The organism is Aeromicrobium sp. Leaf291 (assembly GCF_001423365.1).
Lineage (GTDB): Bacteria > Actinomycetota > Actinomycetes > Propionibacteriales > Nocardioidaceae > Aeromicrobium.
The window spans coordinates 49,915-62,782 of sequence record NZ_LMNM01000003.1; the positions used below are offsets into that span (position 1 = coordinate 49,915).

Annotated in this window: 14 protein-coding genes; 4 read left to right on the forward strand and 10 right to left on the reverse strand. The window is 72.4% G+C overall.

Going from position 1 to position 12,868, the window contains the following annotated elements:
* Positions 1-76: 76 nt before the first annotated feature.
* From ASF35_RS13980 to ASF35_RS13990, 3 genes are read right to left on the reverse strand one after another with little or no spacing between them, the layout of a single operon-like run.
* Positions 77-1,027, reverse strand: coding sequence for a PLP-dependent cysteine synthase family protein (locus ASF35_RS13980; RefSeq protein ID WP_055968735.1), 951 nt, complete (start codon positions 1,025-1,027; stop codon positions 77-79).
* A 5-nt stretch (positions 1,028-1,032) separates the two neighbouring features.
* Positions 1,033-1,320, reverse strand: a complete 288-nt coding sequence (locus ASF35_RS13985) for a MoaD/ThiS family protein (protein ID WP_055968738.1) — start codon at positions 1,318-1,320, stop codon at positions 1,033-1,035.
* A 46-nt stretch (positions 1,321-1,366) separates the two neighbouring features.
* Positions 1,367-1,801 (reverse strand): Mov34/MPN/PAD-1 family protein, encoded by a 435-nt coding sequence (locus ASF35_RS13990; protein WP_055968741.1) that lies wholly within the window; start codon positions 1,799-1,801, stop codon positions 1,367-1,369.
* Positions 1,802-1,888: 87 nt separating this feature from the next.
* Here ASF35_RS13990 and ASF35_RS13995 point away from each other — a divergent pair, with 87 nt between their 5' ends.
* Positions 1,889-2,521, forward strand: a complete 633-nt coding sequence (locus ASF35_RS13995; RefSeq protein WP_055968743.1) for a GntR family transcriptional regulator — start codon at positions 1,889-1,891, stop codon at positions 2,519-2,521.
* Positions 2,518-3,282, forward strand: a complete 765-nt coding sequence (locus ASF35_RS14000; RefSeq protein ID WP_055968745.1) for an ankyrin repeat domain-containing protein — start codon at positions 2,518-2,520, stop codon at positions 3,280-3,282. Before ASF35_RS13995 ends, ASF35_RS14000 begins: the two co-directional genes overlap by 4 nt.
* 12 nt (positions 3,283-3,294) lie before the next feature.
* Here the strand turns inward: ASF35_RS14000 and ASF35_RS14005 are convergent, their stop codons facing one another.
* The 4 genes from ASF35_RS14005 to ASF35_RS14020 are packed head-to-tail and all read right to left on the reverse strand — an operon-like array spanning position 3,295 to position 6,860.
* Complete coding sequence (locus tag ASF35_RS14005) at positions 3,295-3,807, reverse strand: hypothetical protein (protein WP_055968746.1); 513 nt, start codon at positions 3,805-3,807, stop codon at positions 3,295-3,297.
* Complete coding sequence (locus ASF35_RS14010; RefSeq protein WP_055968748.1) at positions 3,804-4,385, reverse strand: DUF2017 domain-containing protein; 582 nt, start codon at positions 4,383-4,385, stop codon at positions 3,804-3,806. Before ASF35_RS14010 ends, ASF35_RS14005 begins: the two co-directional genes overlap by 4 nt.
* On the reverse strand, positions 4,385-4,684 hold the full coding sequence (gene clpS, locus ASF35_RS14015) for an ATP-dependent Clp protease adapter ClpS (protein ID WP_200914431.1): 300 nt from the start codon (positions 4,682-4,684) through the stop codon (positions 4,385-4,387). The genes ASF35_RS14010 and clpS overlap by 1 nt, the downstream gene beginning before the upstream one ends.
* 46 nt (positions 4,685-4,730) lie before the next feature.
* A complete protein-coding gene (locus tag ASF35_RS14020) occupies positions 4,731-6,860 on the reverse strand; it encodes an acyltransferase family protein (RefSeq protein WP_055968752.1) in 2,130 nt (709 codons plus the stop codon).
* 80 nt (positions 6,861-6,940) lie between these two features.
* On the opposite strand from ASF35_RS14020, the gene ASF35_RS14025 reads away from it, so the two are divergent.
* Together ASF35_RS14025 and ASF35_RS14030 are read left to right on the forward strand one after the other, a co-directional pair.
* On the forward strand, positions 6,941-8,227 hold the full coding sequence (locus tag ASF35_RS14025; RefSeq protein ID WP_055968753.1) for a nicotinate phosphoribosyltransferase: 1,287 nt from the start codon (positions 6,941-6,943) through the stop codon (positions 8,225-8,227).
* A 116-nt stretch (positions 8,228-8,343) separates the two neighbouring features.
* Positions 8,344-8,910 (forward strand): isochorismatase family protein, encoded by a 567-nt coding sequence (locus ASF35_RS14030; RefSeq protein WP_055968755.1) that lies wholly within the window; start codon positions 8,344-8,346, stop codon positions 8,908-8,910.
* Here the strand turns inward: ASF35_RS14030 and ASF35_RS18105 are convergent.
* The 3 genes from ASF35_RS18105 to ASF35_RS14040 all read right to left on the reverse strand — a co-directional run bounded on the left by ASF35_RS18105 (position 8,897) and on the right by ASF35_RS14040 (position 12,780).
* Complete coding sequence (locus ASF35_RS18105) at positions 8,897-9,034, reverse strand: hypothetical protein (protein WP_156364645.1); 138 nt, start codon at positions 9,032-9,034, stop codon at positions 8,897-8,899. The genes ASF35_RS14030 and ASF35_RS18105 overlap by 14 nt on opposite strands.
* A gap of 65 nt (positions 9,035-9,099) precedes the next feature.
* Positions 9,100-10,137 carry an LLM class flavin-dependent oxidoreductase gene (locus ASF35_RS14035; RefSeq protein WP_055968757.1) on the reverse strand — a complete coding sequence of 346 codons (1,038 nt, stop codon included), beginning with the start codon at positions 10,135-10,137 and terminating at the stop codon, positions 9,100-9,102.
* 90 nt (positions 10,138-10,227) lie between these two features.
* The gene (locus tag ASF35_RS14040; protein WP_055968758.1) at positions 10,228-12,780 is read right to left on the reverse strand and encodes a hypothetical protein; all 2,553 of its coding nucleotides are present in this window, start codon (positions 12,778-12,780) and stop codon (positions 10,228-10,230) included.
* Positions 12,781-12,868: the final 88 nt, after the last annotated feature.

Consider the following 12,868-nt stretch of genomic DNA (forward strand, 5'->3'; position numbering starts at 1 on the left):
TAGCGGAGGGAGCGGCGACCCGGAACCGTCACCGGCACCGACCCCGCCGACCAGCCCCGTCGACCAGCTGGGGGGCTCAGGCCCAGAGCTGGCCGTCGAGGGCGTCCTCGGCCTCGTCGAGCGTACCCTCGTAGGCGCCGGTCGACAGGTACTTCCAGCCGCCGTCGCAGACGATGAAGACGATGTCGGCTCGCTCGCCGGCCTTCTGGCTCTTGGCCGCCTGGGCCAGTGCGGCATGCAGGATCGCGCCGGTGGAGATGCCGGCGAAGATGCCCTCCGCCTCGAGGAGCTCGCGCACGCGGCGCACCGCGTCACGCGGGCCGACGCTGAACCGGGCGTCGATCAACGACGCGTCGTAGAGCTCGGGCACGAAGCCCTCGTCGAGGTTGCGCAGTCCGTAGACGAGCTCGCCGTAGCGCGGCTCGGCGGCGACGATGCGCACGTCGGGCTTGGCCTCGCGGAAGTACCGTCCGGTGCCCATGAGCGTGCCGGTGGTGCCCAGCCCGGCCACGAAGTGGGTGACCTCGGGCAGGTCGGCGAGGATCTCCGGGCCCGTGCCGCGGTAGTGCGCCTCCGCGTTGGCGGGGTTGCCGTACTGGTAGAGCATCACCCAGTCCGGGTGCTCCTCGGAGATGCCCTTCGCGACGCGCACGGCCTCGTTGGAGCCGCCGGCGGCGGGCGACGGGATGATCTCGGCGCCCCACATGCGCAGCAGCTGACGGCGCTCCTCCGAGGTGTTCTCGGGCATGACGCAGACCATCCGGTAGCCGCGCAGCTTGGCGACCATGGCCATGGAGATGCCCGTGTTGCCGCTGGTGGGCTCGAGGATCGTGCAGCCGGGCGTGAGCCGACCGTCGGCCTCGGCGGCCTCGATCATGGCCAGCGCAGCACGGTCCTTGATCGAGCCGGTCGGGTTCTGGTCCTCCAGCTTGGCCCAGAGGCGCACGTCGTCGCTCGGCGACAGCGCGGGCAGGCCGACGAGCGGGGTGCCGCCGACGGTGTCGGCGAGCGAGTCGAAACGCGCCACGAGGTTCAGCTACCGCCCGCGACGGCGGGCAGGATCACGACGGTGTCGCCGTCGGAGAGAGCCGTCTCGAGACCCCCGGTGAACCGGATGTCCTCGTCGTTGACGTACACGTTCACGAAGCGCCGGACGGCCACGCCCTGGTCGCCCTCCTCGACGAGGCGGTCCTTGATGCCGGCGTGGGCCGACTCCAGGTTCTCGACGAGCTCGGCCACGGTGGCGCCCTTGCTCTCGACGGCGCGCTCGCCGTCGGTGTACGTGCGCAGGATGGTCGGGATGCGGACCTCGATGGCCATCGGTGCCGTCACTCTCTTCCGGTTCTCGGGGGATGTGGTCGGGGGTTCACTCGTCGTAACGCTCGACGACGCGGACTTCTTCCTCCGTGACCTCGCCGTCGACGATCCGGTAGGAGCGGAAGTCGACCGCCGTCCCCTCGACGTCGGCGCCGTCACGAGTGGAGACGAGCACGTAGTGGGCGCCGGGCTCGGAGGCCAGGTTCACGTCGGTGCGTGACGGGTAGGCCTCGGTGGCGGTGTGCGAGTGGTAGATCACGACGGGCTCCTCGTCGCGGTCGTCCATGTCGCGGTAGAGGCGCAGCAGGTCGGTCGAGTCGAACTCGTAGAACGTGGGCGACATCGCCGCGTTCACCATGGGCACGAGCCGGGCGGGACGGTCGGAGTCGATCGGCCCCGCCACGACCCCGCACGCCTCGTCGGGGTGGTCCCGGCGGGCGTGGGCGATGATCGCGTCGCGGGTCGCGCGGTCGATGGTGAGCACGGCCGCGAGTCTATCGACGCCTGCCGCGGACGCAGGGCGACGCCTGAGCGCTGAGACGAACGTGCATCCGTCCGGTACGATTTTGGTATGCCAAAGTCTCGCGCCCAGGGGGCTCTCGCCGTCGACGACGCCACCGACCGGCTGCGCGCCCTGGTCGTCTCCGGCGAGATCGCTCCGGGCGAGCGTCTCGTGGAGCGTCACCTCGCCGAGCGTCTCGGGCTGTCGCGCATCCCGGTGCGCGAGGCGTTGCAGACCCTGGTCGCCGAGGGCTTCGCCGTCGAGCGGCGCACCGGCGGAGTGGCCGTGCGCGAGCACCGGGCCGACGACGTCGCCGAGCTGCTCGAGATCGCGCACGCGCTCGACGCCGTCGCCTGCCGACGGATGCTGGTCGCGCGCACGGACGTCACGGAGCTGCGCGAGGTGCTGCACCGCGGGGCACGGGCCCTGGCCGAGGACCGGCACGACGACGCCGTCGAGCTCAACGCCCGGTTCCACGCCGTGCTGACGGACCTGGCACCGGCGCCGATGGTGCGCGAGACGACGCGTCCCCTCCGCCAGGTGCTGGGGTGGCTCCTGCGCAGGCACGCCGACCCCGGGCTCATCCACGCCCAGCACGTCTCGCTCGTCGACGCCCTCGAGTCCGGTGACGGCGCACGGCTGGAGCAGGTGCTCGGCGCCCATGCCCGCACGAGCCTCGAGGCCCTGGAGCAGACCCGATGACCTCGCTCGGACCTTCCCCGGTGCTCGCTCTCGCCCTCACGACCGTGCTCGTGCTGGCGGCCTGCACCGCCGGCGACGCTCGCGAGCCCGGGCGGACGACGGGTGCCGACACCCCCGGCCCGAGCGCGACCTCGACGCCTACGACGCCGCCCACCCGGGCCGAGCAGGAGCGCCTCGACGAGCGGCTCCTCGATGCCGCTGCACGTGGTGACGCCCGCGAGACCGCGACGGCCCTGGCGCGCGGAGCACGGATCGAGGCCCGTGACGGGCGCGACCGCACGCCGCTGCTGCTCGCCGCCGCGGCGGACCACCTCGACGTCGCGCGCCTGCTCGTGCGCTTCGGCGCCGACCCGAACGCCGTGGACGACCGGTCCGACACGCCCTGGCTCGTCACCGGCGTCACCGGGAGCGTCCCGATGGGCCGCCTCCTGCTCGCCGCCGGTGCCGACCTGACGCTGCGCAACCGGTTCGGTGGCCTCTCGCCCATCCCCGCGAGCGAGCGCGGCCACCTGGAGTACGTGCGCTGGGTCGTGTCGACCGACGTCGACCTCGACCACGTCAACGACCTGGGGTGGACGGCACTGCTGGAGGCCGTGGTGCTCGGCGACGGCGGCCGACGGCACCGCGACCTGGTGCAGGCGCTGCTCGACGCCGGGGCGGACCCGACGATCACCGACCAGCAGGGACGGACGGCGCTGCAGCTGGCCCGCCAGCGCGGGCACGCGGCGATGGCCGCGGTGCTCGAGGGCGCCGACCGCTGACCCTCCGGGGGCCTACCCGGTGGGGCTCGAGGTGATGGGGCGCGAGGTGACGCGACGGGCGCGCAGCAGGAGCGCGAGCAGGACGAGCGCGGCCAGGACCGAGGCTGCCACGGCACCGAGCGACGCGAGGTAGGCGATGTCGGTGTCGAAGGCGATCCCCTGGCGGACGCGCGGCACCGCACTGGTGCGGATCCCGTACGACGTCGCGAGCTCCTGCAGCAGCCACAGACCGAGCGCGCTCAGCACCAGCGGGACGACGGCGAGCGCGAGGTCGGCGCCGCCGGGTCTGCGCGCGGGTCGGGCCCAGGCCCGGCTCAGCCAGACGAGGTAGCCGACGGCCAGCACCTGCGCGACGAGCGTCGCCAGGAACGGCTCGGGCGTGCGCCACGTGCTCGCCACGCCCCACACCACGGTGGCGACCGGGCACACCAGGAAGAGCGACAGCCCGAGGACCTGGTGCGCCCGGCCGTCCGTGGCACCGAGGCGGCGCGGCCCTTCCGGGTACACGGTCCCGGAACCGGTCACGTGAGGGCCCCGACGAGCGTCTCCTGGACGTAGCCGAGCCAGTCGTACACGTCGGACATCGCCTGGACCGCCGGGTCGTCGCTCTCGGCGACCGAGAGGGCGTCGTCGTCGGAGTCGATGCCGAGCCGCACGGCGATCGAGAGCCTGATGTCGGTGAGCGTCCGCAGCCAGGCCTGGACCTCGGCGTCGTCGAGCTCGACCTCGACGACGACCTCGGGGCCGTCGTCCTCGTCCAGCCCCATGCCACCGGAGACGAGGGACGCGATGAGTCGCTCGGCGTTCTCGACCTTGGCGCTCGTGAGGGACCGCTCGGTGAAGCGGCGGAACTCGGCGGAGTCCTCGGCGTCGTCGCCGTAGGCGTCGGGCAGGAGGCGGCGCAGCACCGGGTCCTCCGGCGGCAGGGAGGGACCGCCCATCCCCAGCTGCGCCGCGAGCGGGTCGGGGTCGGACTCCGGCGTGCCGTTGCGGTCACGGAGCAGCTCGACGACCTGACCGGCCAGGTTGGCCAGGACGTGCGCCTCCTCGGGCTCGAACGCCGCGACGACCCCGCCGCGTCGGCGGCGCTTGAACGGGCGCATCAGATCGTGTCCGACGTCTGCAGCGTGGCCCACAGGCCGTACTCGTGCATGGCCTGCACGTGGCGCTCCATCTGCTCGCGGCTCCCGCTCGACACGACCGCGCGACCCTCGTGGTGCACGGCCAGCATGAGCTCGGTCGCCTTCTCGTCGGAGTAGCCGAAGTAGGCGCGGAACACGTAGGCCACGTACGACATGAGGTTCACGGGGTCGTTCCACACGATCGTGACCCACGGGTCCTCCAGCGCGAGGCGGAGGTCGGAGGCGGGCTCGTCGAGCTCGACCGGGGCCGGAGTGGTCACCTCGCCATTGTGACGCAGCGCCGCGCGCGGGCGAAACCCGACGGGGTCACCGGGGCTGCTCCAGCGCCGCGACCAACGACGGCTCCAGGTACGGCGCCAGGGTGCGTGAGTAGGTCGCCGAGATGTGCGAGGAGTCGAAGTAGGCCAAGACCCCTCCGATGACGGGGTAGCAGGTGTCGTCGCAGAAGAAGTCGGTCAGGTCGGCGACCGACGCGGCCGGGGTGTCGAGGTCGCGCACGGCGTCGGCCAGCGGGTCGGGGATCTCCCAGTCCTCGCGTGGCGCGGAGCACGCGGCCAGGTCGTCGGTGTGCTCGGCCACGCAGTCGGGGATGTTGGGGACGGTGCTCTGGGGGAACGGGTTGTCGCGGATGACCAGCAGGCGCGCCCCGGAGTCCAGCCACCGCTTCGCGTAGGACCGGTACCCGTCGTACCAGCCGTCGTAGGACTCGGCCCGTCCGTCGACGCCGACCACCGGCAGCCCGGTGCGCGTCGACTCCACCACGAGGTCGAACGCGTCGCCGGAGGTCGCCTTCTGGACCTTCTCGCCCCATCCCACGCAGTTGCGGCGGAACTCCTCGGTCTCCAGCTGGATCATCGCGTCCGTCGGGAAGCACTGCGAGGCCAGGAAGGTGGTGATCCGCCAGCCCCGCTCCTCGGCGATCGACTGGAGCGCCGGCAACCAGTGCCCGGCGTGGGAGTTGCCGACGAGGGCGATGCTCACGTCGGCGTCACGGTCGCCGTACGTGCACGTGGTGAGGTCGTCGAACGGGCGGTAGACCCAGCAGTCGTCGGCGTAGGCGTCGGACTTATCCTCGGCCGCCTGCGTGGGGTCGGGGATGATCGTGTCGCCCTGCACCGGCCCGCAGTCGAGCTCGGGGTCGAGGGCCCCGGCACCGAAGCAGGGGTCGTTCCCGGACAGGGCCGCCCGGACCTGCTCGCGGGCGTCGTCCTGCCGACGGTCGACCTCTGCGCCCTGGGCCACCCCCATGCCCACGACCACGGACATCGCCACCGCGGCCGCCGCGAACGGCCGCCACAGCGGCAGGCCGCGCGGGTGGCTGCGGAAGCGGTCCTCGACGAAGCGCTTGGTCAGCCCGGCGAGCACGAGGGTCGCGGCCACCGCCGCCAGCGAGTCGAGGACGCCGCGCTCCCCCGCGACGTGGCCGAGGAGCACGATGATCGGCCAGTGCCAGAGGTACACCGAGTAGGACACGTCGCCCAGCCACTGCACCGGACGCGAGGACAGCAGCTGGGTCGGCGACCCCGCACCGGAGGCGGCAGCACCGATGACGAACGCCGTGCCGAGCACCGGGACGAGGGCGGCGGACCCGGGGAACGGGGTGGCGTCGGTGTAGGTCCACGCCGCCCACCCGATGGCGGCGAAGCCGACCCACGCGAGGACCGACCGCACGACGGGCGGCAGACCGGCGACCCCGCCGTCGCCACCGTGCTGCGCGCCCACGACGCCCGGCTCCGCGGACGCCCGGCTGCGCAGGGCCACGAGGATCGCGACCAGACCGCCGACACCCAGCTCCCAGACCCGCGTCGGGGTGACGAAGTAGGCCGAGGACGGGTCGGCCGCGGTGGCGTGGATCGAGTACGCCAACGAGCCGACCACGACGACCACGAGGGCGACACCGAGCACGTGGACCAGCCGCAGCCCGAGACGGCGTGCCACGAGCACGCACAGCAGCACGAGGATCGGCCAGACGGCGTAGAACTGCTCCTCCACGGACAGGGACCAGTAGTGCTGCACGGGCGTCGGGGCGTTCTCGGCCGCGAGGTAGTCGACCGCTTGACCGGCCAGGCGCCAGTTCTCCACGTAGAGCGAGGCGGCCACGGCCCCCAGCGCCGTGTCCTTCCAGAGCGTGGCCGGCGCCAGCAGCCGGGAGAGCACGAGGGTGACGGCCAGGACCAGCAGCGCCGCGGGCAGCAGCCGTCGCACCCGCCGCATCCAGAACGTGACGAGGTCGCGCCCGCGCGACGGCGCGGCGGTGATCAGGTGGGAGGTGATCAGGAACCCGGAGATGACGAAGAAGACGTCGACGCCGGTGTAGCCACCGGTGATGCTGCTCGGCCACACGTGGTAGACGACGACCAGGCTGACCGCGACGGCGCGCAGCCCCTGGATGTCGAGACGGTGCCCCCGGGCAGGGGTCGATCGGGTTCCGGACACTCGCTCGAGGGTAATAGGTGCGCCCACGTCGAGCACCATCGTGAAGTGCCGACCCGGCTCGACCGCCTAGGGTGGCGGGTGTGACGACGGCACTGCTGACCGACCACTACGAGCTGACGATGCTGCAGGCGGCCCTCGCCGACGGGACCGCGCACCGCAGGTCCGTCTTCGAGCTCTTCGCCCGGCGACTCCCCACCGGACGCCGCTACGGCGTGGTCGCCGGCACGGGTCGCCTGCTCGACGCCCTCGAGTCGTTCCGCTTCGACGCCGACGCGGTCGCCTGGCTGCGGGAGCGTCGGGTCGTCGACGAGGCGACGTGCGACTGGCTGGCCGACTACCGCTTCACCGGTGACGTCTGGGGCTACGCCGAGGGCGACCTGTACTTCCCCGCCTCGCCCGTCCTCGTCGTGGAGGGCACCTTCGCCGAGGCCGTGGTCCTGGAGACGCTGTTCCTGTCGATCCTCAACCACGACTCGGCGATCGCGTCGGCCGCGGCACGCATGGTCGGCGCCGCGGGCGGTCGCCCGTGCATCGAGATGGGCTCGCGCCGGACCCACGAGTGGTCGGCGGTCGCGGCGGCGCGTGCCGCCTACGTGGCGGGATTCGCCACCACCTCGAACCTGGAGGCGGGCCGGACGCACGGCATCCCCACGGCCGGCACGAGCGCGCACTCGTTCACCCTGCTCCACGACAGCGAGCGCGACGCGTTCACCGCGCAGGTGGAGTCGCTCGGCTCCACGACCACCCTGCTGGTCGACACCTACGACATCGCCGAGGCGGTCCGCACCGGCGTCGAGGTGGCGGGACCGTCGCTCGGTGCCGTCCGGATCGACTCCGGCGACCTGCCCTCGCTCGCCCACCAGGTCCGCGAGCAGCTCGACTCGCTCGGGGCCACCGAGACGCGGATCGTGGTCACGAGCGACCTCGACGAGCACGCGATCGCCACCCTGGCGGCCGCCCCCGTCGACGGCTACGGCGTCGGCACGTCGCTGGTCACGGGGTCCGGCGCGCCCACGTCGGGGTTCGTCTACAAGCTCGTCGCGCGCGAGGACGACGCCGGGACGATGCAGCCGGTGGCCAAGAAGAGCGTCGACAAGGCCAGCGTCGGCGGACGCAAGTGGGCGCTGCGCAGGCTCTCGTCATCCGGGACCGCCCAGGCCGAGGTCGTGGGCATCGGCACTCCCCCGGTCGACGACGGCGACGACCGCGCGCTCCTCGTGCCGTTCGTCGAAGGGGGTCTGCGCGTGCACCACGACACCTTGGACGACGCCCGCGCACGTCACGCGTCGGCGATCGCCGAGCTGCCCGCCGCGGCGCGCAAGCTCTCGCGGGGTGAGCCCGTGATCGAGACCGTCCTCGAGCACTGAGTCCTGCGGCACCACGGGCCGTCGCACGACGACCGGGACCACCGCCCGACGTCGTGCGCCTGCAGCTCGTCCCGCCTGCGACCTACCCTGGACCGAAGCCGAACCGAGGAGGACCCGTGCCCGACCAGACGACCGCACTCGTGGTGGTGGACGTGCAGAACGACTTCTGCGAGGGCGGGTCGCTCGCGGTGGCCGGCGGTGCCGACGTCGCCCGTCGGGTCGCCGACCTGGTCGCCGAGGGACGGTACGCGACGGTCGTCGCCACGCGCGACCACCACGTCGATCCGGGGCCGCACTTCTCCGACACCCCGGACTTCGTGGACTCCTGGCCACGGCACTGCGTGGTCGGGACGTCCGGCGCGGAGCTGCACGCGCCGCTGACGACCGACCTGTTCGACGCCGTCTTCCTCAAGGGCGAGTACGAGGCGGCCTACTCCGGCTTCGAGGGCGCCACGAAGGCGGGTGACTCCATGACCGCGTGGCTGCGCGAGCGCGGCATCACGACGCTCGACGTCGTGGGCATCGCGACCGACCACTGCGTGCGCGCGACGGCGCTCGACGGCGTGCGCGAGGGCTTCACGGTGCGCGTCGTCGAGGGACTGACCGCAGCGGTGAGCCCGGCCGGCCTCCCGGCGCTGCGTCAGGAGCTGGCGGCGGCGGGCGTCCGGGTCACGGAGCGCTGACCGCGGAGGCGGTCGACGCGTTCTGCGGCTGGTCGGGGGCGGGCGGCAGCACGAACAGCAGCGCGCCCAGGGCGACCACCGGGATCGAGGCGAGGACGTCGCGACGGGTCGGTGTGTGCTTCATGGCGCCAGCCTGACCGGCGCACCTGAACGCGCGGCGTCAGCGCGGTGAACGCGCGCCGCACACCCTCAGAGCAGCTCCTTGGCGAGCAGCTCGAGGGTCTCGTCACGCGCCGGCGAGGTGCGCGGGTCGGTGCCCAGGCGGGCCGACCCGACCGGGTGCAGCATGACCTCGTCGACGTCGAACCGCTCGGCCAGCTCGCGCACCTGCGCGGCGGCACCGGCCGGGTCGCCGACGACCGAGCGGGCGGACCCCGCGTCGACCATGGCCTGCTGCTGCGGCGGCAGGTCGGTCGCCAGCGCGGTCTCGACGAGGTCGAGTGCCGTCAGGGGCTGGCCGGTGCGCAGCCGTGCCATGTTCTGCAGATTCGGCAGGGCCTGGGCGTGGGCCTCGGCCTCGGTGGCGGCGACCGAGGCGTTGACCGTGAGGAAGGTGGTGGGCCGGTCCGCCAGGTCCGAGGGACGGAAGTTCGCGCGGTAGTGGGCGAGCGCCTCCTCCGTGCCGTGACCGGAGAAGTGGTGGGCGAACACGTAGGGCAGACCCTTGGCAGCCGCGAGCTGCGCCGAGTACATGGACGAGCCCAGCAGCCACAGGCGCGCCGTGGAGGCGGCGACGGGCGTGGCCTTGAGGATGTACTCGCGCTGCGGGATCGGCACGCGGACACCGCGACCGTCCATCAGCGCGGTGACGTCGTCGAGGTACTGCGGGAAGTTCTCGACGTCGGTGTCGTCGCGCCCGGCGGCACCCCGCAGGGCCCACGACGTGACGGGGTCGGACCCCGGGGCGCGACCGATCCCCAGGTCGATGCGGCCCGGGTAGGCGGCCTCGAGCAGCGCGAACTGCTCGGCCACGGCGAGCGGCGCGTGGTTCGGCAGCATCACCCCGCCGGATCCGACCCGGATCCGGTCGGTGGCCGACGCGAGGATGCCGATCAGCACCGGAGGACTGGTGGCGGCGACCGCGGCCATGTTGTGGTGCTCGGCCACCCAGTAGCGCTCGAACCCGAGCCGGTCGGCGGTCTGGGCGAGCTGCACGGAGGCCGCGACGGCGTCGGACGTCGTCTGGTCGGTGCGGACGGGGACGAGGTCGAGGACGGACAAGCGCATACGGGGGTCAACGCCGGAGGGCGCCGAAGACTTCCCTCGCCGGCCGGGCGCCCCCGAGACGGGGCCCGGACGGGTCCAGCACGACGGGCCTCAGACCACCTTCTTCAGCGTGCCGCTCGGGGTGAAGGTGGCGGTGCGCTTCTTGGTGGCACCCGCCGAGGTCTTCGTGCAGTAGCCGAAGCTGGTCCCGAGCCGGCTGTGCGGCTGACCCACCTTCCTGAGGACGCTCTCGACGGACGAGCCCGTCCTCAGCCGCGTGACGACTGCGTCGCTCGGGCGGGCCGCGCGGTCGCGACAGCCGTCGTTGGCGACGCCCTCGGCGCGCTCCCACGTCTGCAGGTACGCCTCGGCGCCTCGGGCCATGTCGTCGACGATGGCCTGCCCGCCCTGCTTGCGCAGGTCCTCGATCCAGTCGGGGTACAGCCCGTAGTGGGCCACGCCGTCGGTGTTGATGTCGTACACGCGGGTGCCGCTCACGTTCTTGTCGATCGTCACCCCGCCCAGCCCCTTGAACGGGTAGGTGACCTTGTCGGGGACGTCGGCGCCACGCGGGTCTCCCTGGGCGCCGAGGCCGTTGATGTCGGCGCCGAACCCGAACCCGAAGTAGTACCGCGGGTCGGCCCAGGCGAGGTGCTGGCGCCACTTCTCGACGAAGCCGTCGCTGTCGCCGGCGTAGGGGGTGATGACGCCACCGGCCCGGTAGATGCGGGGGTAGGCGTCGGGGGTCGACCACGAGTGGCTCGACAGGACGCCCGGGTAGTCGATCCGCTCGACCAGGTCGAGGGAGGACTTCCGTGCCGCGACGCTCATGTGGTCCGGGTCGAACAGCATCTTCTTCTCGGCCATCCGCAGGATCGTGTGGTCACCGAGCGACGTGAGGCCGCGCGCGTTGCAGTGCGGACCCGAGGCGTACAGCGGGAGCTTGACCGGGATGTAGAGCTTCGCGATCGCGCCGAACAACGCGTCCTGCTCGGGCACCAGCGTGGGCGCCGTGAGCTGGCTGCGGTCCTCGACCCCCTCTTGGCCGTTCTCGCACGTCCTCATGTCCCAGAAGGACCCGGTCTCCAGGAAGTTGGCGCCGTTGATGAGCGGCGCGATGCCACCGGTGTCGCCGGCCACGCCGGACAGGGCGTTGTCGAACTTGTTGACCAGCTCCATCTGGCGGACACCGAGGTCGTGCACCTCGTCGAGCTGACGGTCGATCTCCGCCTTCGTGCACTGCGGCTGGTCGAGCTTGGTGGAGCAGCCGAACAGCACGCTGGTCTCGATGCCCATGACGACGGCGAGCTTGCCGTCGTTGATGACCTTCCGCGCCTCGAACGGGTCGGTGACGATCCGGTACCAGCCCTTGCCGGGGCCGCCGTACTGGGCGTCGACGTACCGCTCCAGGTTGCGCATCTGCTTGGCCTGCAGACGGATGCTGTCCATGTCGTCGCAGGAGTTGCGCTTGAGCGGGTAGACGGTGCACAGCTGGTTGTTCTCGACCAGGAGGTTCACGAACAGGCGTTGCCCGCCGCGCCACGACCGCTCCATCCACTTGTAGTAGGTCCCCTCGTGGGTCAGGGAGTCCGGCGCCGGCCAGTCCTTGAACGTCGGCCAGCCGACGGGGTCGTGGAAGCCGACGGGCGTGCCGCCCTTGCTCATGAGGTTCTCCAGCAGGGCACCCGCACCGTTGGCCAGCTGGTGGTCGAGGCAGTCGACGAGCGCGGCCTTGACGCCGTACGGGCTCCACGGGCGACCGCAGTGCACCTGCCCGCCGAGGAACTCGAAGGCCATGCCGTGGGTGTGGGCGTCGAGGTAGCCGCGCACCTCCTGGAAGGGCGAGGCACCGCGGTGCGGCTCCCCCTTCACGTTCGTGGTGATCTCCGGCCAGGCCGCGCAGCCGGTCGTGAGCCTGAGGGCGAACGGCGTCGAGTCCCGCTCGGTGAGCCGTCCACGGGCATCGGCGCCGAGCACCTTCGCACCACGCGCGAACGTGAAGCCCTTCGCGGTGCGATCGACCGTCCAGGTGGTCCTCGCCGACGCGGTGGAGGTGCGGCCCACCACGCCGAGCAGCCCGACCGAGAGGAAGCTCTCGTCCTTCGCGAACAGCAGGTAGCTGCCGAGGTCGGTGGCCTGGAAGTGGAACGGCTCCGCGTCGGTGACGCTCGTCGCCGAGGTGCTCCAGCCGACGCCGGAGCGGCGGACCCACCGGCCGTCGGGGCCCTGGAGCGCGTAGCAGCCGCCCGCCATGGCGTAGCGGTCCGCGGGGACCGACGCCCTCTTCGCCGGTGCCAATCCGGGAAGCAAGGTCGGGTCCTTCTCGGCCCGTTGCGCCTCCACGGCCGAACGACCGGCGGCGGCCTGCGTGGCGCTCGTGCGATCGGCGGTCCCTGCGGAGTCCGGTGTCCGTGACACGGCGTTCTTCGTCGCGGGATCGTTGTGCACGTGGTCGTGGCCGTCGTTCCCTGCGCCGCCCTGGAGGACGGAGACCGCGGCGGCGTCGGCCCCGTCGAGGCTCGTGCCGTCGACGGCGGCGTCGGGCGTCGCGTCACCGTGGAACTGCTCGGTCCAGGTGACGTAGGCGGGCAGCATCGCCGCGGTCAGCGTCATGGTCATGACCACGACCGCGATGCCCCAGCCGTGCCGACGCCTGCGTGTCATGCCGGGTCCAACGACGAACCTACCCATGAGTCACCCCTCGATCCGGTACGACCGTACCGGTTCTTCGGCGGTGCGACCAGACCCCGCC